The sequence below is a fragment of the Paraburkholderia sp. Ac-20347 genome, from assembly GCF_017104805.1.
Lineage (GTDB): Bacteria > Pseudomonadota > Gammaproteobacteria > Burkholderiales > Burkholderiaceae > Paraburkholderia > Paraburkholderia tropica.
In genome coordinates, this window is sequence record NZ_JAAGPN010000096.1 from 1 (window position 1) to 23,492 (window position 23,492).

Sequence of the window (23,492 nt, forward strand, 5' to 3'; positions counted from 1 at the left end):
CGGCCACGGCGGGCGCCGCGCTGCGCACGCTCGCGATCCAACTGGTCGGCGGCCTCGCGGTGGGCGCGCTGGCCGGACGCGCCGTGGCGTATCTGCTGCCGAATCTCGGCGGCGAGGGCAAGGCTGAAATCTCGCTGAGCTTCGCGCTGCCGTATCCGCTCTATCTGCTCGCCGATCAGGTGCTGCACGTGTCGGGCGTGGTGGCGGTGGTGGCGGCCGGCCTCGTCATCAGCGGGCTCGGGCGCACGCGTCTGTCGCCGCGTAACTGGGAGCATCTGCAACTGATCTGGGAACAGGTTGCGGCGATGGCGGGCGCGGCGATCTTTTTGCTCGCGGCCATGCAGATTCCCGCCACTTTGAGCGCGGCGCACTGGGGCGATCTGCTCGCGCTCGTGGTGGTCGTGATCGCCGCGTTGCTCGCGCGCCTCGTGGTGGCGTTCGGCATGCTGCCGCTGTTGAGCAAGCTGAAACTCACCGAGCCCGTGAGCGCCGCGTACAAACTCGTGATCGCATGGGGCGGCTTGCGCGGCGCGGTGACGCTGGTGCTCGCACTCGGCCTCGCGCAGAACGAGGCGCTGCCGGAAAGCACGCGCCGCTTCGTGGCGATTCTCGCGACCGGCTTCGTGCTGGTGAGCCTGATCGTCAACGGCTCGTCGCTGAAACTGCTGATCAAGCGGCTCAAACTCGATCTGCTGTCGCCGCAGGAGGCCGCGTTGCAGCAGCAGGCGGTGCAGCTTTCGTCGATCCGCGTTTCCGAAGAAGTGCACGCGGCGGCCCGCACGTTTCGCATTTCCGATGCGATCGCCGCCGAAGCGTGCAGCACGTTCCGCCGCAGCATCGATCTCTGCACGACGGCGTTCGATATCGAAGTGGCGCTGTCCGAGCGCGAGCGTCTGGCGATCGGGCTCGTCACGCTGGCGTCGAAAGAGCGCGATCTGATTCCGCGTTATGGCAGCGGCATCATCACCGTTCGCAATCTCGATGCGATGATGCAGAACACCGACGCCATGATCGAGGAGTCGCGCGTCTCGGGCCGCATCGGTTATCAGCGTGCGGCGGCGCGGATTCTCGAAGATACGCCGGGCCTGCGTTTCGCGCGTTTTATCGCGCGCTGGGTGCATATCACGCAGCCGTATTCGGATGCGCTCGCCGATCGTTTCGAACTCTTGATGTGCCGGCGCGTCGTGCTGCACGAGTTGTACGCGTTCTCGGAAACGAGCCTGACGCCGCTGCTCGGCGCGCGGCTCGCGAAGCTGCTGGGCACCATACTGAAAGGGCGTATCGAAGCGGTGGAGCGTGGGCTCGATGAAGTGCGCGCGCGCTTCGGACATGGCGCGGACGTGCTGGAGCGCCGCATGATGTTGCTGTACGCGCTGCGCGAAGGACGCGCGCGCGTGGTGGCGATGTACGAGGACCGTTCGATCTCGAAGGAGATCTACGACTCGATTCGCCGCGAGCTGGACGTGGCGTGGAAGCTCGCGGTGCCGCGTGCGCATCCGGGTGTGCTGCTGCCTTCGGATACGGCGCTCGCGCACGAGGATGGCGCGCCGGTTTCGATCGACGAAGCCGATGCGTCGCGCGATGCGGCCGCGGCACGCAGCGAGTCGGCCGAGCAGGCGACGCACGATGAAGGTGCGAACGCGAGCGCGAATCAAAGCGCAAAAGAAAGCGCAAAAGAAAGCGCCCCCGAACAGCGAGCCGCGCCATGACCGAACTCGGTTCTGCGGCGCTCGTCTTCGTGCTGCTGCTGGGCGGCACCGGGCTCGGCGTCTTGCTCAAGCCTTTGCTTCCGGAGGAGCATCGCAAGCACGAGACCGTGCAGCTCGTGCAACTCGTCGTCGGCATGCTCGTGACGTTTGCGGCGCTGGTGCTGAGTCTGCTCACCGCATCGGCGAAAACGAGTTTCGACACCGCCACCGACGACATGCGCGCCTACGCGGCGGACCTGATCCAGCTCGATTCGCGTCTGCGCGATTATGGCGACGGCGCGGACGCCGCGCGCAACGCGCTGCGTGTCTACACCGCGGCGGCGATCGCGTCGACGTGGCCGCAGGAAAGCGCGCCGCCGGGCGATTATTATCCGCGCGTGCCGGGCGCGCGCGACGGTGAGCTGGAGAGCACGCAACTCGGCGCGATGCTCAACACGGTCGGTCATCAGATCGCGCTGTTCGATCCGCGTGACCGCTATCAGGCGGCGCTCGCGACGCGCCTCGTCGATCTGTTCGGACGCGTGCGCGACACGCGCTGGCGACTGATCGAGGAAGCGCACGGCACGATCTCGCGGCCGTTCTTCGCCATGCTCACGCTCTGGCTCATGCTGATCTTTCTGAGCTTCGGGCTGGTCGCGCCGCATAACTCGCTGGCCGCCGTCATGATCGTGCTGGGCGCGGTGTCGATATCGTCGTCGGTGTATGTGATCGTCGATCTCGATACGCCGTTCACGGGGCAGATCATCATCGCCAGCGACGCCATGCGCGACGCGCTCAGACATATGAACGTGCCGCGCGATCCCGGCGTGCTGCTGCCGCGTGCTCAATGACGGGTGCAACGACATCGGGCATTGAGCTAGACTCGCGCTTCGCATCGGATCGATGTGAACGGGAAATCGGCAAACAGGAACAGGAGCACACCGATGCTGCGCAAGACACTCAACGCATCGCGATTGCAGGACGAGGTGAAGCGCCGCCTTCAGCGCTTGCAGGAAGTGGTGGAGGACGGCGTGAAGATTGTCGTGCCGCGTCCGCAGATCCAGGCCGCTGATCGCACGGGCTGCAACTGGACGATGAAGCACTTCGGCAATGCGGCGGGCTTCGAGGCGAGCATCGCGGGCGTGCTCGCGCAGGTGCAGAAGGAGTACAACCTCGCGGAAGGCGACGAAGCAGCGGATGCCACTGAAGCAGAGGAAACGCCGCGCCGCGCAGAGGCCGATCCGTTCGGCGGCGCGGGTGCAACGAATGCACGCGTCAATCCGTTCGGCGACACGGCGCGTTCCACGAAAGCGAATCCGTTTGGCGATGCCACGCCCGCGAAGTCGGGCGGCGATCCGTTCGGCGCGCCGCCGGATTCCGATGACGATGCGAACGAGCCGCCGCGCAAGCGCCCGGCGAACCCGTTCGGTGACTGACGCCGCCTAGCTTTCCGGCGTGGCCGTCTTGCGCGGACGGCGCGGGCGCGCCGGCGTCTTCTTCGGCGCTTTCTTCTTCTTGGACGCGTCGGCGTCCGCAGACGCCGATTCGGCCGGCTCGGCCGCCGCTTCCGGCGTAACTTCGTGCACGGCCTCCGCGGCTTCCACGGCCTCAACAGCAGGCTTCGCGGCCTTCTTGCGCGCCGTGCTCTTGCGCGAAGCGGTCTTGCGGGCGCGACGGGGCGCTTCGGGCTCGGCTTCGGCCTGAGCTTGCGGCGCGTCAGCCGTATCGACGTCGAAAGGCGGCACTTCGAACAGCGGCATCGCCGTGTCATGCGGGCGCGTGTCGGCGAACAGATCGCCGTGCTGCGTGTCGGCGTCGAACACCTGCACGTCTTCGCGCTCGCTCGCCTCGAACGTCACCGTGGCGTCGTTCGATTCATTCGCGTGATTCGACTCGCGCGCCTCGTCGCTCTGAGCCTGCGCGTTGCGGCCATTGCGGCGACCCTTGCGGCGTGAGCGCGATTCGTCGTTGCGCGGTGCGGGCGTTTCCTCGGCAGCGGCCGTCGTGGCGCTCGTAGGCGCGGCAGGCGTGCCCGCCACCGTCGGCGGGCTCGTGCGCGTCACGTAAGTGCCGGACTTCTCGTCGCGGCCCACTTCGAGCAGGCCGCGCGCCTGCGCTTCCTCCAGCAGATTGCCGAACGCGCGGAAACCGTAGCGCGCCTCGTTGAAGTCGGGACGGCGGCGCTTGATCGCGCTCTTGAGCACCGAGGCCCAGATCTTGCCGCTGTCGCCGCGCTCGTAACCGAGCGCATCGAGCGTTTCCACGGTGAGTGCGATGGCCTTGGCCTTGCGCTCCTCGCTGCGATCCTCGGCGGTCTCCGGCTTTGCCTGACGCTCGTCGCCGCCCTGGCGCTTCGCGTTCGCGCCGCCGTCGCGGCCCTTGCCGCGCGACTGCTGCTCGCGCACGAGTTCGCGCACCAGATCGTCGTAGAAAATGAATTCGTCGCAATTGGCGACCAGCAGGTCGGACGTGGAGTGCCGCACGCCCACGCCAATCACTTTCTTCGCGTTCTCGCGCAACTTCGAGACGAGCGGCGAGAAGTCGGAGTCGCCGCTCACGATCACGAAGGTGTCGACGTGCGATTTCGTATAGCAGAGATCGAGCGCGTCCACGACGAGGCGGATATCGGCGGAATTCTTGCCCGACTGGCGCACGTGCGGGATTTCGATCAGCTCGAAACTCGCCTCGTGCATCGAGGCCTTGAAGCCCTTGTAGCGTTCCCAGTCGCAATAGGCCTTCTTCACGACGATGCTGCCCTTGAGCAGCAGGCGCTCGAGCACCGGCTTGATATCGAAGCGGTCGATCTTCGCGTCGCGCACGCCGAGCGCGACGTTCTCGAAGTCGCAGAACACCGCCATGCTGACGTTTTCCTGAGGGGAGGCCATGTGATTCGTTTGTTCCATCTACGGTACGAACGCACATGATAGCCCCTCGCGGCCAGGCGGGCTGAAAACCGGCAACCGGCCACCCGCGATCAAGACGATTTAGATATCGATCGCGTGAGAATCCGCACTCGACGAAACCCCTCGCAGTTCATATGTGAAACGCCGCGCGCGCGACGGAGTCCGTTGCGCGCGCAAGCAAGCTGCTTTTCTGTGGTTTTTGCACGAACGTGCCAAAAAGGCCGTTTTTTTCACAGTTTAGTCACACACGCTACCTAAGCTTGCGCGGCCCATTCACCTTGCGTCGGATGGGTACCAAAAAAATCGATAACGACTCGACACAACAGAGGACTCCCATGGCTGTTTGCTTCAAAGGCAAATTCGGCGCGTTTTGCGCGACCGTATTCGCCGCGCTATTCGTTGCGCTTTTCGTGAGCGCGTGTGGTTCGTCGGTGAATTCCACCGTCGCGGGCACGACCCAGCAGATTCGTCACGTGTTCGTGATCACGCTCGAAAACGAGAACTACACGACGACGTTCAGCTCGACCACCAAGGCGCCGTATCTGGCGAATACGCTGACCGCGCAGGGCGCGCTCGTGCAGCAGTATTACGGCACGGGCCACGTCAGCCTCGACAACTATATTTCGATGATCAGCGGTCAGGCGCCGACGCTGCAGACCGATAACGACTGCACGACCTACGAGGATTTCAGCCTCACGGGCATGACCTCGGACGGTCAGGCAATCGGCACGGGCTGCGTGTATCCCGCAAGCGTGAAGACCATCGCCGACCAGCTCACGGCCGCGAACCTCACGTGGAAGGGCTACGAAGGCGACATGGGCAACGATCCGGCGCGCGAGGCGGCGACCTGCGGCCACCCGACGCTGAACACCACCGACCTGACGAACACCCAGGAAGCGCCGAACGCCACCACGCCGCTGGGCGACTCGTACGCGACGCGCCACAACCCGTTCATGTATTTCCACTCGATCATCGACTCGCCGGACTGCGAGAAGAACGTGGTGAATCTGGACAACCTGACGACCGACCTCAAGACGGTCGCGACCACGGCGAACTTCAACCTGATCACGCCGAGCACCTGCGACGACGGCCACGATTCGCCGTGCGCGAACGGCGCGACGGGCGGTCTCGTGTCCGCCGATGCGTTCCTGCAGAAGTGGGTGCCCATCATCATGGCGTCGCCGGCGTATCAGCAGGACGGTCTGCTGATCATCAATTTCGACGAAAGCAGCTATGCGTCGGTGAGCATGCCGAGTTCGAGCGAGGTGGACTTCACCTTCGCGGGCGACACCTGCTGCAGCCAGCAGGAAGGCCCGAATCTCGGCACCTTCCCGCAGTCGGCGACGATGGGCACGGTGCCCGCCGCGTACCTGACGAAGCTCGGCATGACCGTGCCGTCGGGCGTGACCGGCAACATCAATCTCGTGCTCACGAAGACGAGCTACGGCGGCGACCGCACGGGCGCGGTCATGCTCTCGAAGTTCATCAAGCCGGGTACGGTGTCGACGGTGCAGTACAACCATTACTCGATGCTCAAGAGCATCGAGGACATCTTCGGTCTGACCCACCTCGGTTATGCGGGGCAGTCGGGGCTGGTCGGTTTCGGCAAGGACATCTTCACGAGCCTCTAAGCCGATGACCGTTTTCCACGCACGTCAGGCGGCGCGTCGCGCCGTCACGACTGCGCTGGCCGCCGGCGCAACCGCGCTGGCGGCTTTGGCCGCATCGGGTATCGGTGCGGCGCACGCGCAGTCTTCGTCACCCGGTTCGCCCGCGCAGTCCCAGCCCGCGCTCAGCGATGTCGCTTCGCTCGGCAAGCTCATCTTCAACGATCCGTCGCTGTCCGCGTCGGGCCGCATGTCGTGCGCGAGCTGCCACAGTCCCGCGCATGCTTACGGTCCGCCCAACGGCCTCGCCGCGCAACTCGGCGGCGCCGATCTGCATTCGCAGGGCACGCGCGCGGTGCCCACGCTCGGCTACGTGCTCAACCGCACGCCGGTGTGGACGCACGTGCAGGCCGCGAGCGTCTTCGAGCGTCTGACCGATGCCGACAGCCCGCCCGCCGGCGGCTTCGCGTGGGACGGCCGCTACAACACGCTGCACGATCAGGCGCTGTTCCCGCTGTTCAATCCGAACGAGATGGCCAATCGCGATAGCGCGGAAGTGGCCGCGAAGCTGGAGCGCGCGCCGTACGCCGCGCGGTTCAAACAACTGTTCGGCGAGACGATTTTCGTCTCGAAGGATGCGGCCGTGCATCAGGCGATGCAGGCGGTCGAGCGCTTCGAACTCGAAGAGCCGGGTTTCCATTCGTACACCAGCAAGTTCGACGCGGTGCTCGACCGCAAAGCCGAATTCACCGCGAGCGAAATGCGCGGCAAGAAGCTGTTCGACGATCCGAACGGCGGCAATTGCGCGTCGTGTCATATCGATCAGGTGGGCGCGAACGGCGCGCATCCGCTCTTTACCGATTACCAGTTCGAAGCGCTTGGCGTGCCGCGTAATCCGGAACTGCGCGCGAACCGCGATCCGAAGTATTACGACAAAGGATTGTGCGGTCCGGTGCGCACTGACGTATCGAGCAACAAGAATTACTGCGGTCTGTTTAAAACGCCCACGCTGCGCAACGTCGCCACGCGCGAGGTGTTTTTCCATAACGGGCGTTTTCATACGCTGCGCGACGCACTGCGCTTTTACGTCGAACGCGATACGAATCCGGAGAAGTGGTATCTGAAAGATCGCCACGGCCATGTCGTGAAGTTCGACGATCTGCCCGCAGCGGAGCGCGTGAATGTCGATACCGTCGATGAGCCGTTGACGCGCAAGCAGGGCGGCAAGCCCGCGTGGAACGCGCGCGATATCGACGATGTGATTGCGTTCCTCAAAACGCTCGACGATGGCTATCTGCCGACCAATCCGCCGACGGCGGGCGCGAGATTCGTGAAGGTCAGCACGACGAGCGCGCCGCTCAAGCGTCAATAAAGCGTCTATAAAGCGGCAATGAAATGCGCGGCGCGCGTATTTAAACAAGCGCGCCGCGATTGAATAAAAAGAAGCGGTTTTAAACGGCCGGCGCACTATACCCGAGCAACGCGCTCGCGGCGGCCGCTTCGTCGCGCAGCGCGCGCCCGATCGGACCATCGGGCGTGGCGTCGAAACCGCCCGTCGCGCCGAGCGCGGTGAGCACCGCGCAGAGCTTGCCGGTGTGATCGAACAGCGGCGCCGACACCGCGCTGATCCCCTTGAGATTCGTATCCTTCACGCTCGCGCAGCGCGCGCGCTGCACGGCGCTGCGCAGCGCGCCGATCGGATCGCGCGCGTCGAAATGCGCGAGCTGGCCGAGCAGATCGGCGTCGGCGTGCGCGAGTTCTTCCTGCGCCTGCGCGAGCACGCGCGTATCGTCGAGCAGGCCCAGAAATACGCGTCCCGTCGACGACCACAGCAGCGACATCACCGAGCCCACGCGCACGTTCACCGTGACGGGCAGCCCCGGCTCCTCGAAGCGGATGATCGTCGGCCCCTTGTTGCCCATCACCGCGACGAACGACGTCACTTCGAGCGATTCGCGCAGCCGCACGAGCGCGGGCTCGGCGATGCGCACGGGATCGGCCTGACGCATCGCGGCCACGCCGATCATCATCGCCTCGGGGCCGAGCTGATATTGCTGTGTGGCGCTGTCCTGCGCCACGAGTCCTTCTTCGATCAGACTCACCAGATAACGATGCACCTTCGCGGGACTTTCGCTCACGAAAGCGGCGAGGCCGGACAGACTCGCGCGGCCGCCGAGGCGCGCGAGACCCTTGAGCACGGCCATGCCGGTCTGCGCGGATTGCACGCGCTGGCGGCGTTCACGCGTCACTGGCGTGACGGGCGCGTCGGCGTTTTCAGGGGCGGATGAGGCGGGCGCGCCGCGTGACGATTTGCGTCGCGCGGCGGTGGTCGCGGCAGGCTTGACGTTCGTGACGGAAGCAGCGGGCGTGGACGTTGCGGTTTTTTTCATACGGCGATTCTAGTGTCAGGGCCGCCCCGCGCGGATGACGGCGTGGGCCGAGGTTAACCCCTATCTCGCAATTACGCAATGCGTACTAGAGTTACGCAAAACGAAATCGACGTAATGTCGACGCATCCAGCAGGAGGCAGAACGATGAGCGAGACACCTTCACAAACGTCCGGGCGTTGCCCGTTTCCCCACGCGGCGCAGTCGGCCCCGAATACGCAGGACGCCGCGCGCTGCCCGATCCACGCGATGGACGCGATGCACGCGGTCAGCGCGAACGCCGCTGCATTCGACCCTTTCAGCGACGGCTATCAGCAGGACCCGCCCGAATATGTGCGCTGGGCGCGCGAGCAGGAGCCGGTGTTCTTCAGCCCGCAACTCGGCTATTGGGTCGTCACGCGTTACGACGATATCAAGGCGATCTTCCGCGACAACCTCACGTTCTCGCCGTCCATCGCGCTCGAAAAGATCACGCCCACGGGGCCGGAAGCGAATGCGGTGCTGGCATCGTACGGCTACGCGATGAACCGCACGCTCGTGAACGAGGACGAACCCGCGCACATGCCGCGCCGCCGCGCGCTGATGGAGCCGTTCACGCCCGAGCATCTGAAGCATCACGAGCCGATGGTGCGCCGTCTCACGCGCGAGTATGTCGATCGTTTCATCGACTCGGGCCGCGCCGATCTCGTCGATCAGATGCTCTGGGAAGTGCCGCTCACGGTGGCGCTGCATTTTCTCGGCGTGCCCGAAGAGGACATGGATCTGCTGCGCCAGTATTCGATCGCGCATACGGTCAATACGTGGGGACGTCCGCGCCCCGAGGAGCAGGTCGCTGTTGCGCACGCGGTGGGCAACTTCTGGCAGTTCGCGGGCAAGGTGCTCGACAAGATGCGCCAGCAGCCCGACGGTCCCGGCTGGATGCAATACGGCATTCGCAAGCAGCAGGAACAGCCGGACGTCGTCACCGACTCGTATCTGCATTCGATGATGATGGCGGGCATCGTGGCCGCGCACGAAACCACCGCGAACGCCACGGCCAATGCGATGAAGCTGCTGTTGCAGCATCCGCGCGCGTGGCGTGAGATCTGCGAGGACGCGAGCCTGATTCCGAACGCGGTGGAGGAGTGTCTGCGTCACAACGGTTCGGTCGCCGCGTGGCGTCGGCTCGTCACGAAGGACGTGCGGATCGGCGGCATCGAGATTGCGGCGGGCGCGAAGTTGTTGATTGTGACGTCGTCGGCGAATCACGACGAACGTCATTTCGCCGACGCCGATCTGTTCGATATTCGCCGCGACAATGCCAGCGATCACGTGACCTTCGGTTATGGCTCGCATCAGTGCATGGGCAAGAATCTCGCGCGCATGGAGATGCAGATTTTCCTCGAAGAGTTCACGCGTCGCCTGCCGCATATGCGGCTCGCCGAGCAGCAATTCTCTTACGTGCCGAACACGTCGTTTCGGGGTCCGGAACATGTCTGGGTCGAGTGGGACCCGACGCTGAATCCCGAGCGCGCGAACCGCGCGTTGCTGGACGCCGAGGTGCCGGTGCGTATCGGTGAGCCGTCGGCACATGCGCTGAGTCGCCCGGTGGTGGTCGAGCGCGTGGAGCGCGTAGCGCAGGACATCGTGCGTCTGCGTCTCGTCGCGCCCGATGGCGGCGTGCTGCCGCGCTGGGCGGCGGGTGCGCACATCGACGTCGAATGCGGCGAGAGCGGTGTCTCGCGCCAGTACTCGTTGTGCGGCGATCCGGCCGACACGCACGCGTTCGAAATCGCGGTGCTGCGCGAAACCGACAGCCGCGGCGGTTCCGCGTGGGTGCACGACACGTTGCGCGAAGGCATGCGTCTGAAGATTCGCGGCCCGCGCAATCATTTCCGTCTCGATGAAGAAGGACGCCGCGCGATTTTCATCGCGGGCGGCATCGGCATCACGCCGGTCAGCGCGATGGCGCGCCGCGCGCGCGAACTCGGCATCGACTATGAGCTTCATTACAGCGGCCGGTCGCGCGCAAATATGGCGCTGATCGACGAACTCACGCAGTTGCATGGCGAGCGGCTGTGCGTGCATGTGTCGGAAGAGGGCACGCGCAACGATTTCGGCGCGCTGCGTGTGGATGCGCAGACGCGCGTCTATGCGTGTGGTCCGGCGCGCATGCTGGAAGCGCTCGAAGCCGCGAGCGCGGCGTGGCCCGAAGACGCCTTGCGCGTCGAACATTTCGCGGCGAGCGTGGGCAAGCTCGATCCGGCTAACGAGCACGCCTTCGAAGTCGAGCTCAAGGATTCGGGACTCGTGCTGCCGGTCGCCGCCGATCAGACCGTGCTGGACGCGTTGCGCCGCGCGAATATCGATGTGCAGAGCGACTGCGAAGAAGGCCTGTGTGGATCGTGTGAAGTGCGCGTGCTGGCGGGCGAGATCGATCATCGCGACGTCGTGCTCACGCGCGCCGAACGCGACACGCAGACGCGCATGATGGCTTGTTGTTCGCGTTCGAAGGGACAGCGCATCGTGCTCGAACTCTAGCGTCGCGGCAGACTGTCGCGCGAGCGAGACCGCATCAAGACACGATCAAGACCCAATCAAGACTAAAAAGATATCGTTTGGAGACACAAGCATGAGCAAGACCGTGGAGGTGACGGGCGTCGTCGACGCGAGCCGGTTCGGCCCGTATCAATTGCTGGTGGTGGCGCTGTGCGCGCTGTGCCTCGTAATGGACGGCTTCGACGTCCAGGCGATGGGCTACGTCGCGCCGGTCGTGATCCGCGAATGGGGCATCGCCAAGGAGACGCTCGCGCCGGTGTTCGGCGCGGGGCTGTTCGGCATGCTCATCGGTTCGCTCACGTTCAGCGCGCTCGCCGACAAGATCGGCCGCCGTCCCGTGCTGATCGGCGCGACGCTGTTTTTCTCGGCGTGCATGATCGCCACCGGTTTTGCGCAGACGATCGAGCAACTGATCGTCTGGCGTTTTCTCGCCGGTCTGGGGCTCGGCTGCATCATGCCGAACGCGATGGCGCTCGCGGGCGAATACAGCCCGCGCCGCATTCGCGTCACGCTGATGATGATCGTGTCTTGCGGTTTCACGCTCGGCGGCGTGGTGGGCGGCCTCATCACCGCCGCGCTGATTCCGGCGTTCGGCTGGCGCGCGGTGTTCTTCGTCGGCGGCGCCATTCCGCTCGCGATGGGCGTGCTGATGTGGCTCGCGTTACCGGAATCGATCCAGTTCCTGCTGTTTCGCCAGCGGGGCAGCGCGCACGGCGCGGCTCGCGCGCGCCGGCAACTTGCGCGCATCGCGCCCACGCTCCCATTGCCCGACGACGTCGTGCTCACGAGCGCCGAAACGCGCTCGCGCGGCCTGCCGTTCGTCGAGCTGTTCAAGGAAGGCCGCGCACGCGTGACGGTGCTGCTGTGGATCGTGAATTTCGCGAATCTGCTCGATATGTATTTCCTCTCGAACTGGCTGCCGACCGTGATTCGCGACGCCGGTTATTCGACCCAGACCGCCGTGCTCGCGGGCACCGCGCTGTGGGGCGGCGGCGTGATCGGCACGCTGCTGCTCGGGCGCATCATCGACGTGGCGGGTTTTACGCGCGTGCTGGCCAGCACGTTCCTGATCGCCATCGTGTCGACGGCGGCCATCGGCAATCCGGCAGTGATGGTCTCGGTGGTGGCGATGTTCGTGGCGATTTTCCTCACGGGTTTTTCGATCATCGGCGGCCAGCCCGCGCTCAACGCGCTCGCCGCGACCTACTATCCGACTTCGCTGCGCTCGACCGGCATCGGCTGGAGCCTCGGCGTGGGGCGTATCGGTTCCGTGGTCGGCCCGATGCTGGGCGGCGCGCTGCTGCATCTGAACTGGTCGTCGTCGGCGCTGTTCGTGGCGGCGGCCGTGCCGGCCTGCGTGTCGCTCCTCGGCATCATGGCGATCCATCGCGCGAACGCCGCGCAAACGCGCGCTGAAATACGGGTTTCTCCGTAGCCACTCCGGGCGAATGCCGACTTCCGGCCTGACGAATGCCGGCTTCTTCGAAAACGAATTGTTGGTCGTGCGCTGCTCCACCAAACTGGTGCCTGTCGCGACGCGGTGCGAGATGACGCCGCGCGCAGAAAACAAGGCATAGAGAGGAGGTGACGGTGGAGAGGCGAGCGGCGCGCAAGATCAGCGACATCGCGCGGCACTGGGCGCAAACGACGCCCGATGCCACGGCGATACGCGAAGAGGGCCGGGAAACCGGCTTCGGCCAGCTTTGGCACAACGTGGAGGCGGCGCAGCGCTTCCTGCGCGAGCAGGGCGTGGGCACCGGCGACCGCGTGATGGTGGTTGCCGAAAACTGTTCCGCCGTGATCGCGCTGCTGTTCGCGCTTTCGGAAATCGGCGCGTGGCCGGCCATCGTCAACGCGCGGCTGTCCGAGCGCGAAATCGAAACCATCCGCGCGCACTGCGGCCCGCGTCTCGTGTTGTTCACGCACGCGGCGTCGCCCGACGCGCTGCGTCATGGCGTGCGTTATCGCGCGAAGGAAATCGCGCCCGAAGGCCTCGGCCCGCTCATGATGGCCGACCCCGATCCCGCCGCCACGCGCGAGCCCGAGGCGCTTGCGCATGAAGTCGCGCTGCTGATCTACACCTCGGGCACGACGGGCCAGCCCAAGGGCGTGATGGCCACGCATCGCGGGCTGCTGCATTTCGCGCGCGTGTCCGCGACTTCGCGCGAGATGAGTCCCGCCGACTGCGCTTATGCGGTCATGCCGATGTCGCATATCTTCGGTCTCGCCACGCTGCTGCTCGCCACCTTCGAAGCGGGCGCGAGCCTGCATCTGGCCGCGCGCTTTTCGGCGGAAGAAGTCGTGCGCGCGCTCACGGCCGCCGAAATCTCCATCCTGCAAGGCGTACCGACGATGTTCACGCGTATCGTCGCCTACGTGCGCGAACACGGCGGCGCGGTCGACGCACCGCGTCTGCGCTATCTCTACACGGGCGGCGGTCCGCTCGATCCCACGCTGAAACAGCAGGTCGAAACGCTGTTCGGCATGCCGCTGCATCACGGCTACGGCATGACGGAATATGCGGGCTCGCTGTTCATCACGCGCATGGACCGGCCGCGCAAGGACGTGTCGTCGGGGCAGATCGTCGAGGGCGCGGAACTTCGGGTTGTCGGTCCCGACGGTCACGATGTCGCGCGCGGCGAAGCGGGCGAACTGTGGGTGCGCGGACCGGGCGTGATGCGCGGCTATTATCGCGAGCCGCGCTTGACCGAAGAAGCGATCGACGCCGACGGCTGGCTCAAGACCGGCGACCTCGGCCGACTCGAAGCCGACGGCGCGCTCTTCATCGTCGGGCGATCGAAGGATCTCATCATCCGCTCGGGCTTCAACGTGTATCCGATCGAAGTCGAATCGGTGATCAACACCTATGACGCGGTGCGTTTGTGCGCGGTCGTGGGCCGCACCGACGCCGAGGGCAACGAGGAAGTCGTGGCCTTCGTCGAGCCGAAAGAGGGCGCGACGCTCGATATCGACGCGCTGCAACGCTATATCGGCGAGCGGCTTTCGCCGTACAAGCGGCCCGCGCAGATCGTGCCCATCGACATGATTCCCACCACGGCGAGCGGCAAGCTGCAGAAGCAGCCCTTGCGCGAACTCGCCGCGCGGCGTCGCTGAACGCGCGCCTGTTCTGTTTAATTCATTCAAGCACGCCAACTCAGGACCGACAATAATGATTCGCGACCAGGAAACGATGAACGTTCTGCTCGACAACGTCGCGCGCTTCGTGCGCGAGCGTCTCGTGCCGAACGAGGAACGCGTGGCGGAAACCGATGAAATTCCCGCCGATATCGTCAACGACATGAAAACGATGGGCCTGTTCGGCTTGACGATTCCGGAAGCCTATGGCGGCCTCGATCTGACGATGGAAGAGGAAGTGCTGGTGATGTTCGAACTCGGCAAGACCTCGCCCGCGTTCCGCTCGATCATCGGCACGACGGTGGGTATCGGCTCGCAGGGTATCGTGATCGACGGCACCGAGGAACAAAAGGCCACGTGGCTGCCGAAGCTCGCCACCGGCGAAGTGATCGCGAGTTTCGCGCTCACCGAACCGGGCTCGGGTTCGGATGCGGCGTCGCTCAAGACGCGCGCCGAACGCCGCGGCGATCATTACGTGGTGAACGGCACCAAGCGTTTCATCACGAACGCGCCGCAAGCGGGCATGTTCACGCTGATGGCGCGCACCAATCCCGACGAACCGCGCGCGGGCGGTATTACGGCGTTTATCGTCGACGCGAAAACGCCGGGCATCAGCTTCGGCCGCCGCGATCGCAAGATGGGCCAGAAGGGCGCACATACTTGCGACGTGATTTTCGAAGACGTGAAAGTGCCCGCGCAGAATATCATCGGCGGCAAGGAAGGCGTGGGCTTCAAGACGGCGATGAAAGTGCTCGACAAGGGCCGCATTCATATTGCCGCGATCTGCGTGGCGGTGGCGCAGCGCATGCTCGACGACGCGTTGCGCTACGCGATGGAGCGCGAGCAGTTCGGTCAGGCGATCGGCGAATTCCAGCTCGTGCAGGCCATGCTGGCCGATAGCCAGGCCGAGCTTTACGCGGCGCGCTGCATGGTGCTCGACGCCGCGCGCCGTCGCGACGAAGGCAAGAACGTGAGCACCGAGGCGGCCTGCGCGAAACTCTTCGCGTCGGAAATGTGCGGGCGCGTGGCCGATCGCGCGGTGCAGATTTTTGGTGGCGCGGGTTATATGGCGGAATACGGCATCGAGCGTTTCTATCGCGACGTGCGTCTGTTCCGCATTTATGAAGGCACGAGCCAGATTCAGCAGATCGTCATCGCGCGCAATATGATGCGCGAGGCGGGCGCGCGTTAATTGAATCGCTTTGAATGAAATGTGAATGAAAAGAAACGGCGGCGCAATTGCAATGCGCCGCCGTTCTTTTTTTTAAAGCGTGAATTATTCGAGCCGGCCGATGCCATCGGCCACGAGCAGATCGACGAGTTTGCGTGCGAACAGCGGCAGCGCATCGCGATCGTTCACGCAGATTTGCAGTTTGCGCACGGCCCATTCGTCGGTGAGCGGCACGATCTTGAGCGCCATGGTTTGCGCGTGACGGCGCGCACTGCCTTCGGGCAAGACGCCAATGCCAATATTCGCTTCGATCATGCGGCAAGCGGCTTCGAAATTGCCCACCTGAATGCGCCAGCGAATGGTGCGCTGCAAATCCGACGAGGCGCGCTTCAAAAACGCGAAGATCGCGCTTTCGTCGGGCGGACCCACGAAATCGTAATCGAGCGTGCTCGCAAATGCCGTTTCGCTGGCCTGCGCGAGCGGATGCGAAAGCGCGGTCACGAGCACGAGTCGATCGCGCCGATACGGCATCGCCTGCAAACCCTCGGTGCGGATTTCGCCCGCCACGATGCCGATATCGATGGTGCCGTCCTGCACCGCGCGCACGATATCCGGGCTCAAACGTTCGTGAATGTCCACGTAGACATCGGGATGATTGATCAGGTATGTGCGCAGCACCGCGGGCAGAAATTCGCTCATTGCCGTGGTGTTGGCGAAAACGCGCACGTGGCCTTTCACGCCCTGCGAATATTCCTGCAGATCGCCGCTCAATTGTTCGAGTTGCTTGAGCACGCGCCGCGCATGCGCGAGCAGCGTTTCGCCGGGCGCGGTGAGCGTCACGCCCTGACTCGTGCGCGACAGCAGCTTGACGCCGACCTGTTCTTCGAGATTCTTGATGCGCGTGCTGGCCGCCGGCAGCGACAGATGCGCGCGTTCCGCGCCGCGCGTGAGGCTGCTGGCTTCCGCGACGTGCGTAAAGAGCTTCAGGTCGACTAGATCGAAATGCATTGCTCCGCCTGGGTGGTGACTGTGCGTGCGCCGTTCGGTCTACGGTATGCCAATGCGTGAAGCATGGGCGCGCATCGACGCACATTGGCGATTATTGCGCCGCATTGCAACATGCGCCATTAGCGAAATCACGGGTTAATCGTGGACGAAACGGGCGTTCGGCATATCCAAATTGTGCGTGCGTGCGCCTTGCGTCAAGCTGGCAAGCAGACTATGACGCAGACGGTGAATCAGACTGTGACACGGTGCGCGGCCGGTGACGCCGGCCCCGCACCGGCTACGGCAATCATTCGAATAACGCGCCGCGCAAGGCGGCCTGGAGGAAGACGAAAGATGACGACGCAACGGATGCTGGACGGCAAGGTGGTGGTGGTGACGGGCTCGGGCGGCGGCATCGGCCGCGATATCGCGCTGGCCATGGCGCGTCAAGGCGCGAAAGTCGTGGTCAACGACGTGGGCGCGTCGCTCGCGGGCGAGGGCCATAACGACGGTCCCGCGCAGGCCGTGGTCAACGAGATCGCCGCGTTCGACGGCCAGGCGACGGCGAACACCGATAGCGTCGCCGACCCGCAAGGCGCGGCGCGCATCGTGCAGAACGCGCTCGACGTGTTTGGCCGCATCGACTGCGTGGTGAACAACGCGGGCATTCTGCGCGACCGCTTCTTCCACAAGATGAGCGAAGAGGAATTCGACGCCGTCGTGAAGGTGCATCTGTACGGCTCGTACTATGTGTCGCGCGCGGCCGCCGATCACTTCAAGGAACAGCGCAGCGGCGCGTTCGTGCATATGACGTCGACGTCGGGCCTGATCGGCAATCTCGCGCAGGCCAATTACAGCGCGGCGAAACTCGGGATTGCGGGGCTGTCGAAATCGATCGCGCTCGATTTGCAGAAGTTCGGCGTGCGCTCGAACTGCATCGCGCCGTTTGCGTGGAGCCGCATGATCAATTCGATCAAGATCGATTCGGCCGAACAGGAAGCGCGCGTCGAAAAGATCAAGCAGATGACGCCTGCCAAGATCGCGCCGCTCGCCGTGTTTCTCGCGAGCGAAGAGGCCGCCGACGTCACGGGGCAGATCTTCGCGGTGCGCAACAACGAAATCTTCCTGATGAGCCAGCCGCGTCCGGTGCGCTCGGTGCATCGCGGCGAAGGCTGGACGCCGCAGAGCATCGCCGAGCACGCCATGCCCGCGCTGCGCAAATCGTTCCATACGCTCGACGTTTCCGCCGACGTGTTCAGCTGGGACCCGATCTGATGACGCGCGCCGCGCGCGTGATCGACGCGGACCAGCTCGATCTCGCGCAGTACGTGCGCCCCGGCGATACCGTGGCGTGGGGCCAATGCGGCGCGGAGTCGCTGGCGCTCACGACGCGCTTGATGGCGCAGCGTCACGCGATTGCGCGTCACGCGAAGTCAGGCGGACGTTTTCGCGTCTTCGTGGGCGCGACGTGGTCCGACGCGCTCGATCCCGCCTGCGCCGACGTCGTCGACTTTTCGGGTTATGGCGGCGCGGGCGCGAATCGCGCGCTCGAACGCGCGGGGCTGCTCGACATTCTGCCGTGCCACTACTCGCAGTTTCGCGAGACGCTCACGCGCGGTCCGAACCGCGTCGACGTGCTGCTGTTGCAGGTCGCACCCGCCGACGAAGCGGGGCGTTACAGCCTCTCGGTCGCGCATGAATATCTGGTGCCGCTGATCGACAGCGCACGCGTGGTGATCGCGGAAGTCAATGCGGCCGCGCCGTGGACGCATGGCGAGCGCGTGCTGGTCTCGCACGACTTCGACGCGCTGATCCACACCGAACGCATGCCGCTCGAAGCGCCGCTCACGCTTGCGGGCGACGTCGAAGCACGGATCGCCACGCACGTTGCGGGGCTGATCGAAGATGGTTCGACGCTGCAATTGGGGCTCGGCGCGCTGCCCGAAACGATCGCTGCGCGGCTGCATGATCGTCGCGATCTGGGCGTGCATACGGGCGCATTCGGCGACGCGCTTGCCGATCTCACGGAAGCGGGCGTCGTGACGAACGCACGCAAGACGCGCGACGCGGGCGTGAGCATCGCGGGCACGCTGATGGGCACGCGCCGCGCGTATCGCTTCGCGCATCGGAATGCGCAGCTGCAGTTTCGTTCGACCGCTTATACGCACGACATCGACGTGCTCGGCAGTCTCGACCGTTTCGTCGCGATCAATTCGGCGCTCGAAGTCGATCTGACCGGGCAGGTGAATGCCGAAGTCGCGGCGGGGCGCTACGTTGGCGCGGTCGGTGGCGCGCTCGATTTCATGCGCGGCGCGGCGCGCTCACGCGGCGGCATGGCGATCGTCGCGCTCGCGTCGAGTACGCGCCACGGCAGCCGGATCGTCGCGCGGCTCAATGGTCCCGTGAGCACGCCGCGCAGCGACGCCGCGATCATCGTGACCGAACACGGCGTGGCTGATCTGCGCGGACTCACGCTCGCGCAGCGCGTCGCGCGCATGCTGGAGATTGCGCCGCCCGAGCAGCGCGAGGCGCTGGCCGCCGCGTATCACGGGCAGCGCGAGACCGTCGCGGCCTGATACGCGAATTCACGCAACATGAAAGTCGGCAACCGAAACGAATAAAAAGGAATCCGAAATGAGACGAGCAGCAATCGTAGCGCCGGTCCGTACTCCCGTCGGCACCTTCGGCGGCAGTCTGCGCCCCATGAGCGTGGAGGCGCTCGCCGCCACGGTGCTGCGCGAGACCATCGCGCGCAGCGGCATCGACGCCGCGCGTATCGAAGACGTCGTGTTCGCGCAGTCCTATGCGAACAGCGAGACGCCGTGCATCGGCCGCTGGGCCGCGCTCGAAGCGGGACTGCCGGTGGAAGTGCCCGGCATGCAGCTCGACCGTCGTTGCGGCGGCGGCCTGCAGGCGGTCGTCACGGCCGCGATGATGGTGCAGAGCGGCGCTGCCGATGTGGTCGTGGCGGGCGGCGTCGAGAGCATGAGCAACATCGAGTACTACACCACCGATATGCGCTGGGGCGCGCGCGCCGGATCGGTGCGCATGCACGACCGGCTCGAACGCGGCCGCGAGCGCTCGCAGCCCGAGGCGCGCTTCGGCTACATCTCCGGAATGATCGAGACGGCGGAAAACCTCGCGAAGGAATACGGCATTACGCGCGAAGAAGCCGACGCCTACGCGGTGCGCAGCCATCAGCGCGCGGCGGCGGCCTGGGAATCCGGGCGCTTCGCCGACGAAGTCGTCACGGTTTCGGTGCCGCAACGCAAGGGCGATGCCGTGCAGTTCGCGCGCGACGAAGGCATCCGCGCCGACGCGAGCGAGGCGTCGCTGGCGAAGCTCAAGCCGCTCATCAAGGGCGGCACCGTGACGGCGGGCAACGCGAGCCAGCAGAACGACGCGGCCGCCGCGTGCCTGATCGTCGCCGAAGATCAGCTCGACAAACTCGGCCTCACGCCGCTCGGTTATCTGACCGGCTGGGCCGCGTCGGGTTGCGAGCCCGCGACGATGGGCATCGGCCCGGTGCCTGCCGTGAAAAAACTGCTGCAAAAGACGGGGCTGACGTTCGATCAGCTCGATCTCGTCGAATTGAACGAAGCGTTTGCGTGCCAGGTGCTCGCGGTGCTCAAGGGCTGGGGCTGGCACGACGAATCGCGTCTGAACGTGAACGGTTCGGGCATTTCGCTCGGCCATCCGATCGGCGCGACCGGCGTGCGCATGCTCACCACGCTGCTCTACGAATTGCACCGCCGTAAAGGCCGTTACGGACTCGAAACGATGTGCGTGGGCGGCGGGCAGGGCATCGCGGCGATCTTCGAACGCGCGGTCTGACGCAGACGGGCGCGGCCCGATCAACAGGAGGAGACAACCATGCTGCATCGGCTCAATGCGCAGCTTGAGCGCCTGCACGCGCATCCGTTCTATGCGGGGCGTTTGCCGCGCGAAGTGACGAGCACGGCGGAATTCGCGCAACACGTGCCGCTGATGTCGCGCGCGCAACTCGTCGCCGAAATGGCGAAGCCCGGCTACGGCGCGTTCGCGCCCGCGCCCTCCGCGCCGCCCGTGCGCGTGCATCTCACGCCGATGGGCGCGTCGCTCGTGCCCATTCTGCACAGCGCCGCCGATCTGCGCACCATCGAAGCGGCCTGCGGGCAGCATCTCGACGCGTGCGGCATCGGTCCCGGCGACGTCTGCATGGTCACGTTCGGCTATCACCTGTTCGTCGCGGGGCTGTTCTATCAAAGCCAGATGGAGGCGCGCGGCGTGGCGTGCATTCCGCACGGTCCCGGCGAAACGGAGCGCGCCGCACAGGTCGCGCGTCAATGCGGCGTGACGGTGCTCGCGGGCAATCCATCGCATGCGCTGAAGCTGATCGAAGCGGGTTGCCCGATTCCGCGCGTGTTCTTCGCGGGCGGCGAGGCATTCAGCGGCAACGCGGAACTGTACGCGCGTGTGCGGGCCGCAATGCCGCATACGCTGCTGATCGACAGTTATTCGTTGTCAGAATGTTTGCCGGTCGCGCGGACTTTTCCCGGTAGCGAATCGCCAGGCGTGCATGTATTCGACGAACTGCTTTACGCCGAAGTGATCGATCCCGATAGCGGCGAAGTGCTGCCCGACGGCGAGCGCGGCGAACTCGTGCTCACGCATCTGAAGAAGGAATTGCAGCCGCTCGTGCGCTATCGCACCGGCGATCTGACCGTGCTCGAACGCACGCCGCCCGTGCATGGACGCACCGTGGCCCTGCCGCGCGTGGTGTTCGGCCGCGTCGATTCGATGGTGAAGGTCAAGGGCGTGAAGGTCTATCCGTCCGAACTGAAAACGGTGCTGCTCGGTGTGCCGGGCGCTACGGGCGCGTATCGGCTCGTGCTGAGCCGCAAGGCGCACGGCGGCGATCATCTCACGCTGCTCGTGGAGGGCGCGCCCACCGATCTGCACACCGTCGCCGAGCGCTTCAAGCGCCAGACGCTCATTCATGCCGACGCGATCGAGGCTGTCGAGAAGCTCGACGGCGCCGCGCTGGTGGAAGACAACAGGAGAGAGACAGCATGAACGCAAAGACAGCAGCGTCGCCGTGGCGCTACGTGGTGGGCGGCCATAGTTACGCCGACTTTTCGACATCGGTCTCGCCCGCCGTCGAGCGCGCGGTGGCTGAGCGTCGCGCACCACCCACGGTGCTTCTGAACGTGTTCAACAGCGACAGCATCACGGTGGGCGTGAACGAGGATCCGAACCAGGTGCTCGACCTGCCGTTCTGCCGCGAGAACAACGTGCTGGTGCGCCGTCGTGTGAGCAGCGGCGGAGCGATTTATGCGGGCAGCGGTTCGGCGTTTCTCGCGCTGTATCTGCCGGTCGATCTGCCCGGCGTGCCGTCGACGGCCGCGCAGGCGTTTCCCACGGTGCTCGGTCACGTGGCCGAGGCGTTGCGCGAAGTGTTCGGTCTCGCGGCCGCTTATCGTCCGCTCAACGACGTCGAAATCGACGGCCGCAAGCTCGTCGCCACGTCGCTGAAAATCGAAAGCGGCGTGCTCACGTTCCGCATTCTGCTCAACGTGAAGGCGATCGACACGGCCATCGCCGCGCGTGCGATGCCGATGGCGCCCGAGAAAGTGAAGGACAAGAAGCACAAGGATCTTGGCTCGCGCTACACGTATCTGGAGCAGGAACTGGGCCGCGCGGTAAGCGAAGCCGAATTGCGTGCGTGGGTCGAGGCGTGCGTGCGGCGCATCTTCGGCGACATCGCGCTCGAAGCGGGCGAACTCAATGCCGATGAACGCGCGTTCGCGCAGCAATACGAAGGCGAACTGATCGACGACGCCTGGTTTCATCAAAAGAGCGAAGCCACGCGCTACGGCCCGCACACGCGCGAAGGCGACCGCGTGGTGCGCGGCCGCGAGAAAGCGCCGGCCGGACTGATCTGGCTGAGCCTGCTCGTGCGCGGCGGCGTGGTGCAGCGTGCGATCGTGAACGGCGACTGGCATCCGCGTCCGCTGCGATCGGTCGACTGGCTCGAAGACGGATTCGCGGGCCTCGCGGCCACGCGTGACGCCTGCGGCCAGCATATCGAAGCTTTTCTCGCGCGCGAAGATGTGGAATTCGCGGGCGTCGAACCCGTGCATTTGCTGACCGCGCTCGACAAGGCGCTGGCCGAACTGGCGGGATCGGCCGCGTCGTCCGACGATCGCGTGCGCGAAGGTTCGGCGGGAGCGACGGCATGAGCGCGCCCGAAGACAACAACACGCTGCTGGTCACGCAACACGATGGCGTGGTCACGCTGTCCTTTAATCGTCCCGAAGCGAAGAACGCGCTGAACACGGCAATGCGCACGGCGTTGCACGACGCCATCGTGCGCATTCGCGCGGACCGTTCGATACGCGCCGTGGTGCTGCGCGGCGAGGGCGGCGACTTCTGTTCGGGCGGCGACGTGCGCGGCATGAACGTGACGAGCGCGCAAGCGGGCCGCGAGCGCATCGACGATCTGCATGGCTGGATCAGCATGCTGATCGATCTCGATCGTCCGGTGATCGCCGCTGTCGACGGTGTCTGCTACGGCGCGGGCTTCAGTCTCGCGCTGGCCGCCGACTTCGTGATCGCGAGCGAACGCGCGCGTTTTTGCATGCCGTTCATGAAAGTGGGCCTAGTGCCCGATTGCGGCGCGTTCTATACGCTGCCGCGCGTGGTCGGTCTCGCGCGCGCCAAAGAGCTCGTATTTACCGCGCGCGAGATGCGCGCGCCGGAGGCGAAGGAAGCGGGCGCGGTGCTCGAAATCGTCGACACGGCGCAGTTGCACGCGCGCGCCGCGCAGATCGCGGCCTGTCTCGCCAACGCTTCGCCGGTCGCGTTTGGACTGGCGAAGCGCGCGCTCAATCAATCGCTCGGCAGCGACTTGCGTGCGATGCTCGACATCGAAGCCGCCGCGCAGGGTATTGCGTTCACCACGGAGTTTCATCGCGAGGCCGTGCGTCGTTTTCGCGAGAAAGAAGCGCCGCTGTTTCAGTGGCCCGCGAGTCAATAAGCCGGTCTGAAACCTGAGCGAACGCTCGCTTTTTCAAATCACGCCATTTTTTATCGCA

The 23,492-nt window shown here is 65.2% G+C and carries 17 protein-coding genes and 1 pseudogene; 15 read left to right on the plus strand and 3 right to left on the minus strand.

The window, feature by feature from the left end; all coding sequences use genetic code 11:
• The 3 genes and pseudogenes from G3N97_RS19130 to G3N97_RS19140 all read left to right on the plus strand — a co-directional run.
• Positions 1-1,709 (plus strand): cation:proton antiporter (locus G3N97_RS19130; protein WP_205994632.1); only part of this gene is annotated, 1,709 nt, incomplete at its 5' end.
• Positions 1,706-2,539 (plus strand): hypothetical protein, encoded by an 834-nt coding sequence (locus G3N97_RS19135; RefSeq protein WP_205994633.1) that lies wholly within the window; start codon positions 1,706-1,708, stop codon positions 2,537-2,539. The genes G3N97_RS19130 and G3N97_RS19135, both read left to right, overlap by 4 nt.
• Before the next feature lie 93 nt (positions 2,540-2,632).
• A pseudogene (locus tag G3N97_RS19140) lies at positions 2,633-2,863 on the plus strand (hypothetical protein); the annotation flags it as partial.
• A 267-nt stretch (positions 2,864-3,130) separates the two neighbouring features.
• On the opposite strand, the gene G3N97_RS19145 reads toward G3N97_RS19140, so the two are convergent.
• Complete coding sequence (locus G3N97_RS19145; protein WP_205994634.1) at positions 3,131-4,573, minus strand: NYN domain-containing protein; 1,443 nt, start codon at positions 4,571-4,573, stop codon at positions 3,131-3,133.
• A gap of 353 nt (positions 4,574-4,926) precedes the next feature.
• Between G3N97_RS19145 and G3N97_RS19150 the strand changes: the two genes are divergently transcribed.
• Together G3N97_RS19150 and G3N97_RS19155 are read left to right on the plus strand one after the other, a co-directional pair.
• Positions 4,927-6,222 carry an alkaline phosphatase family protein gene (locus G3N97_RS19150; RefSeq protein ID WP_205994635.1) on the plus strand — a complete coding sequence of 432 codons (1,296 nt, stop codon included), beginning with the start codon at positions 4,927-4,929 and terminating at the stop codon, positions 6,220-6,222.
• Positions 6,223-6,226: 4 nt separating this feature from the next.
• Positions 6,227-7,570 carry a cytochrome c peroxidase gene (locus tag G3N97_RS19155; protein ID WP_205994636.1) on the plus strand — a complete coding sequence of 448 codons (1,344 nt, stop codon included), beginning with the start codon at positions 6,227-6,229 and terminating at the stop codon, positions 7,568-7,570.
• Between the two features lie 79 nt (positions 7,571-7,649).
• Here G3N97_RS19155 and G3N97_RS19160 read toward each other — a convergent pair whose 3' ends face one another.
• On the minus strand, positions 7,650-8,588 hold the full coding sequence (locus G3N97_RS19160) for an IclR family transcriptional regulator (protein WP_241030679.1): 939 nt from the start codon (positions 8,586-8,588) through the stop codon (positions 7,650-7,652).
• Between the two features lie 246 nt (positions 8,589-8,834).
• Here G3N97_RS19160 and G3N97_RS19165 point away from each other — a divergent pair, with 246 nt between their 5' ends.
• From G3N97_RS19165 to G3N97_RS19180, 4 genes are all read left to right on the plus strand, one after another.
• Positions 8,835-11,105, plus strand: a complete 2,271-nt coding sequence (locus G3N97_RS19165; protein ID WP_241030681.1) for a cytochrome P450/oxidoreductase — start codon at positions 8,835-8,837, stop codon at positions 11,103-11,105.
• A 91-nt stretch (positions 11,106-11,196) separates the two neighbouring features.
• Positions 11,197-12,558, plus strand: a complete 1,362-nt coding sequence (locus G3N97_RS19170; RefSeq protein ID WP_205994638.1) for an MFS transporter — start codon at positions 11,197-11,199, stop codon at positions 12,556-12,558.
• Positions 12,559-12,707: 149 nt separating this feature from the next.
• Positions 12,708-14,237 (plus strand): class I adenylate-forming enzyme family protein, encoded by a 1,530-nt coding sequence (locus G3N97_RS19175; RefSeq protein WP_205994639.1) that lies wholly within the window; start codon positions 12,708-12,710, stop codon positions 14,235-14,237.
• Positions 14,238-14,292: 55 nt separating this feature from the next.
• Positions 14,293-15,450 carry an acyl-CoA dehydrogenase family protein gene (locus G3N97_RS19180; protein WP_205994640.1) on the plus strand — a complete coding sequence of 386 codons (1,158 nt, stop codon included), beginning with the start codon at positions 14,293-14,295 and terminating at the stop codon, positions 15,448-15,450.
• Between the two features lie 84 nt (positions 15,451-15,534).
• Here the strand turns inward: G3N97_RS19180 and G3N97_RS19185 are convergent, their stop codons facing one another.
• Entirely contained in the window at positions 15,535-16,437 is a 903-nt protein-coding gene (locus tag G3N97_RS19185) for a LysR substrate-binding domain-containing protein (protein WP_065061151.1), read from the minus strand.
• Positions 16,438-16,785: 348 nt separating this feature from the next.
• Between G3N97_RS19185 and G3N97_RS19190 the strand changes: the two genes are divergently transcribed.
• The 6 genes from G3N97_RS19190 to G3N97_RS19215 are packed head-to-tail and all read left to right on the plus strand — an operon-like array spanning position 16,786 to position 23,434.
• Positions 16,786-17,691, plus strand: coding sequence for an SDR family NAD(P)-dependent oxidoreductase (locus tag G3N97_RS19190; protein ID WP_124260900.1), 906 nt, complete (start codon positions 16,786-16,788; stop codon positions 17,689-17,691).
• Positions 17,691-18,992 carry an acetyl-CoA hydrolase/transferase family protein gene (locus G3N97_RS19195; protein WP_205994641.1) on the plus strand — a complete coding sequence of 434 codons (1,302 nt, stop codon included), beginning with the start codon at positions 17,691-17,693 and terminating at the stop codon, positions 18,990-18,992. The genes G3N97_RS19190 and G3N97_RS19195 overlap by 1 nt, the downstream gene beginning before the upstream one ends.
• Before the next feature lie 58 nt (positions 18,993-19,050).
• Entirely contained in the window at positions 19,051-20,250 is a 1,200-nt protein-coding gene (locus G3N97_RS19200) for an acetyl-CoA C-acetyltransferase (RefSeq protein WP_205994642.1), read from the plus strand.
• 39 nt (positions 20,251-20,289) lie between these two features.
• Entirely contained in the window at positions 20,290-21,471 is a 1,182-nt protein-coding gene (locus G3N97_RS19205; RefSeq protein ID WP_205994643.1) for an AMP-binding protein, read from the plus strand.
• The gene (locus G3N97_RS19210) at positions 21,468-22,637 is read left to right on the plus strand and encodes a lipoate--protein ligase family protein (RefSeq protein ID WP_205994644.1); all 1,170 of its coding nucleotides are present in this window, start codon (positions 21,468-21,470) and stop codon (positions 22,635-22,637) included. The genes G3N97_RS19205 and G3N97_RS19210 overlap by 4 nt, the downstream gene beginning before the upstream one ends.
• Complete coding sequence (locus tag G3N97_RS19215; protein ID WP_205994645.1) at positions 22,634-23,434, plus strand: enoyl-CoA hydratase/isomerase family protein; 801 nt, start codon at positions 22,634-22,636, stop codon at positions 23,432-23,434. Before G3N97_RS19210 ends, G3N97_RS19215 begins: the two co-directional genes overlap by 4 nt.
• Positions 23,435-23,492 lie beyond the last annotated feature (58 nt).

Bases quoted from the DNA above. Each gene is read 5' to 3' on its own strand.
- G3N97_RS19195 (WP_205994641.1), top strand. From the start codon at position 17,691: ATGACGCGCGCCGCGCGCGTGATCGACGCGGACCAGCTCGATCTCGCG.
- G3N97_RS19135 (WP_205994633.1), top strand. From the start codon at position 1,706: ATGACCGAACTCGGTTCTGCGGCGCTCGTCTTCGTGCTGCTGCTGGGC.
- G3N97_RS19200 (WP_205994642.1), top strand. From the start codon at position 19,051: ATGAGACGAGCAGCAATCGTAGCGCCGGTCCGTACTCCCGTCGGCACC.
- G3N97_RS19155 (WP_205994636.1), top strand. From the start codon at position 6,227: ATGACCGTTTTCCACGCACGTCAGGCGGCGCGTCGCGCCGTCACGACT.
- G3N97_RS19215 (WP_205994645.1), top strand. From the start codon at position 22,634: ATGAGCGCGCCCGAAGACAACAACACGCTGCTGGTCACGCAACACGAT.
- G3N97_RS19205 (WP_205994643.1), top strand. From the start codon at position 20,290: ATGCTGCATCGGCTCAATGCGCAGCTTGAGCGCCTGCACGCGCATCCG.
- G3N97_RS19160 (WP_241030679.1), bottom strand. From the start codon at position 8,588: ATGAAAAAAACCGCAACGTCCACGCCCGCTGCTTCCGTCACGAACGTC.
- G3N97_RS19185 (WP_065061151.1), bottom strand. From the start codon at position 16,437: ATGCATTTCGATCTAGTCGACCTGAAGCTCTTTACGCACGTCGCGGAA.
- G3N97_RS19210 (WP_205994644.1), top strand. From the start codon at position 21,468: ATGAACGCAAAGACAGCAGCGTCGCCGTGGCGCTACGTGGTGGGCGGC.
- G3N97_RS19150 (WP_205994635.1), top strand. From the start codon at position 4,927: ATGGCTGTTTGCTTCAAAGGCAAATTCGGCGCGTTTTGCGCGACCGTA.
- G3N97_RS19145 (WP_205994634.1), bottom strand. From the start codon at position 4,573: ATGGCCTCCCCTCAGGAAAACGTCAGCATGGCGGTGTTCTGCGACTTC.
- G3N97_RS19190 (WP_124260900.1), top strand. From the start codon at position 16,786: ATGCTGGACGGCAAGGTGGTGGTGGTGACGGGCTCGGGCGGCGGCATC.
- G3N97_RS19165 (WP_241030681.1), top strand. From the start codon at position 8,835: ATGGACGCGATGCACGCGGTCAGCGCGAACGCCGCTGCATTCGACCCT.
- G3N97_RS19170 (WP_205994638.1), top strand. From the start codon at position 11,197: ATGAGCAAGACCGTGGAGGTGACGGGCGTCGTCGACGCGAGCCGGTTC.
- G3N97_RS19180 (WP_205994640.1), top strand. From the start codon at position 14,293: ATGATTCGCGACCAGGAAACGATGAACGTTCTGCTCGACAACGTCGCG.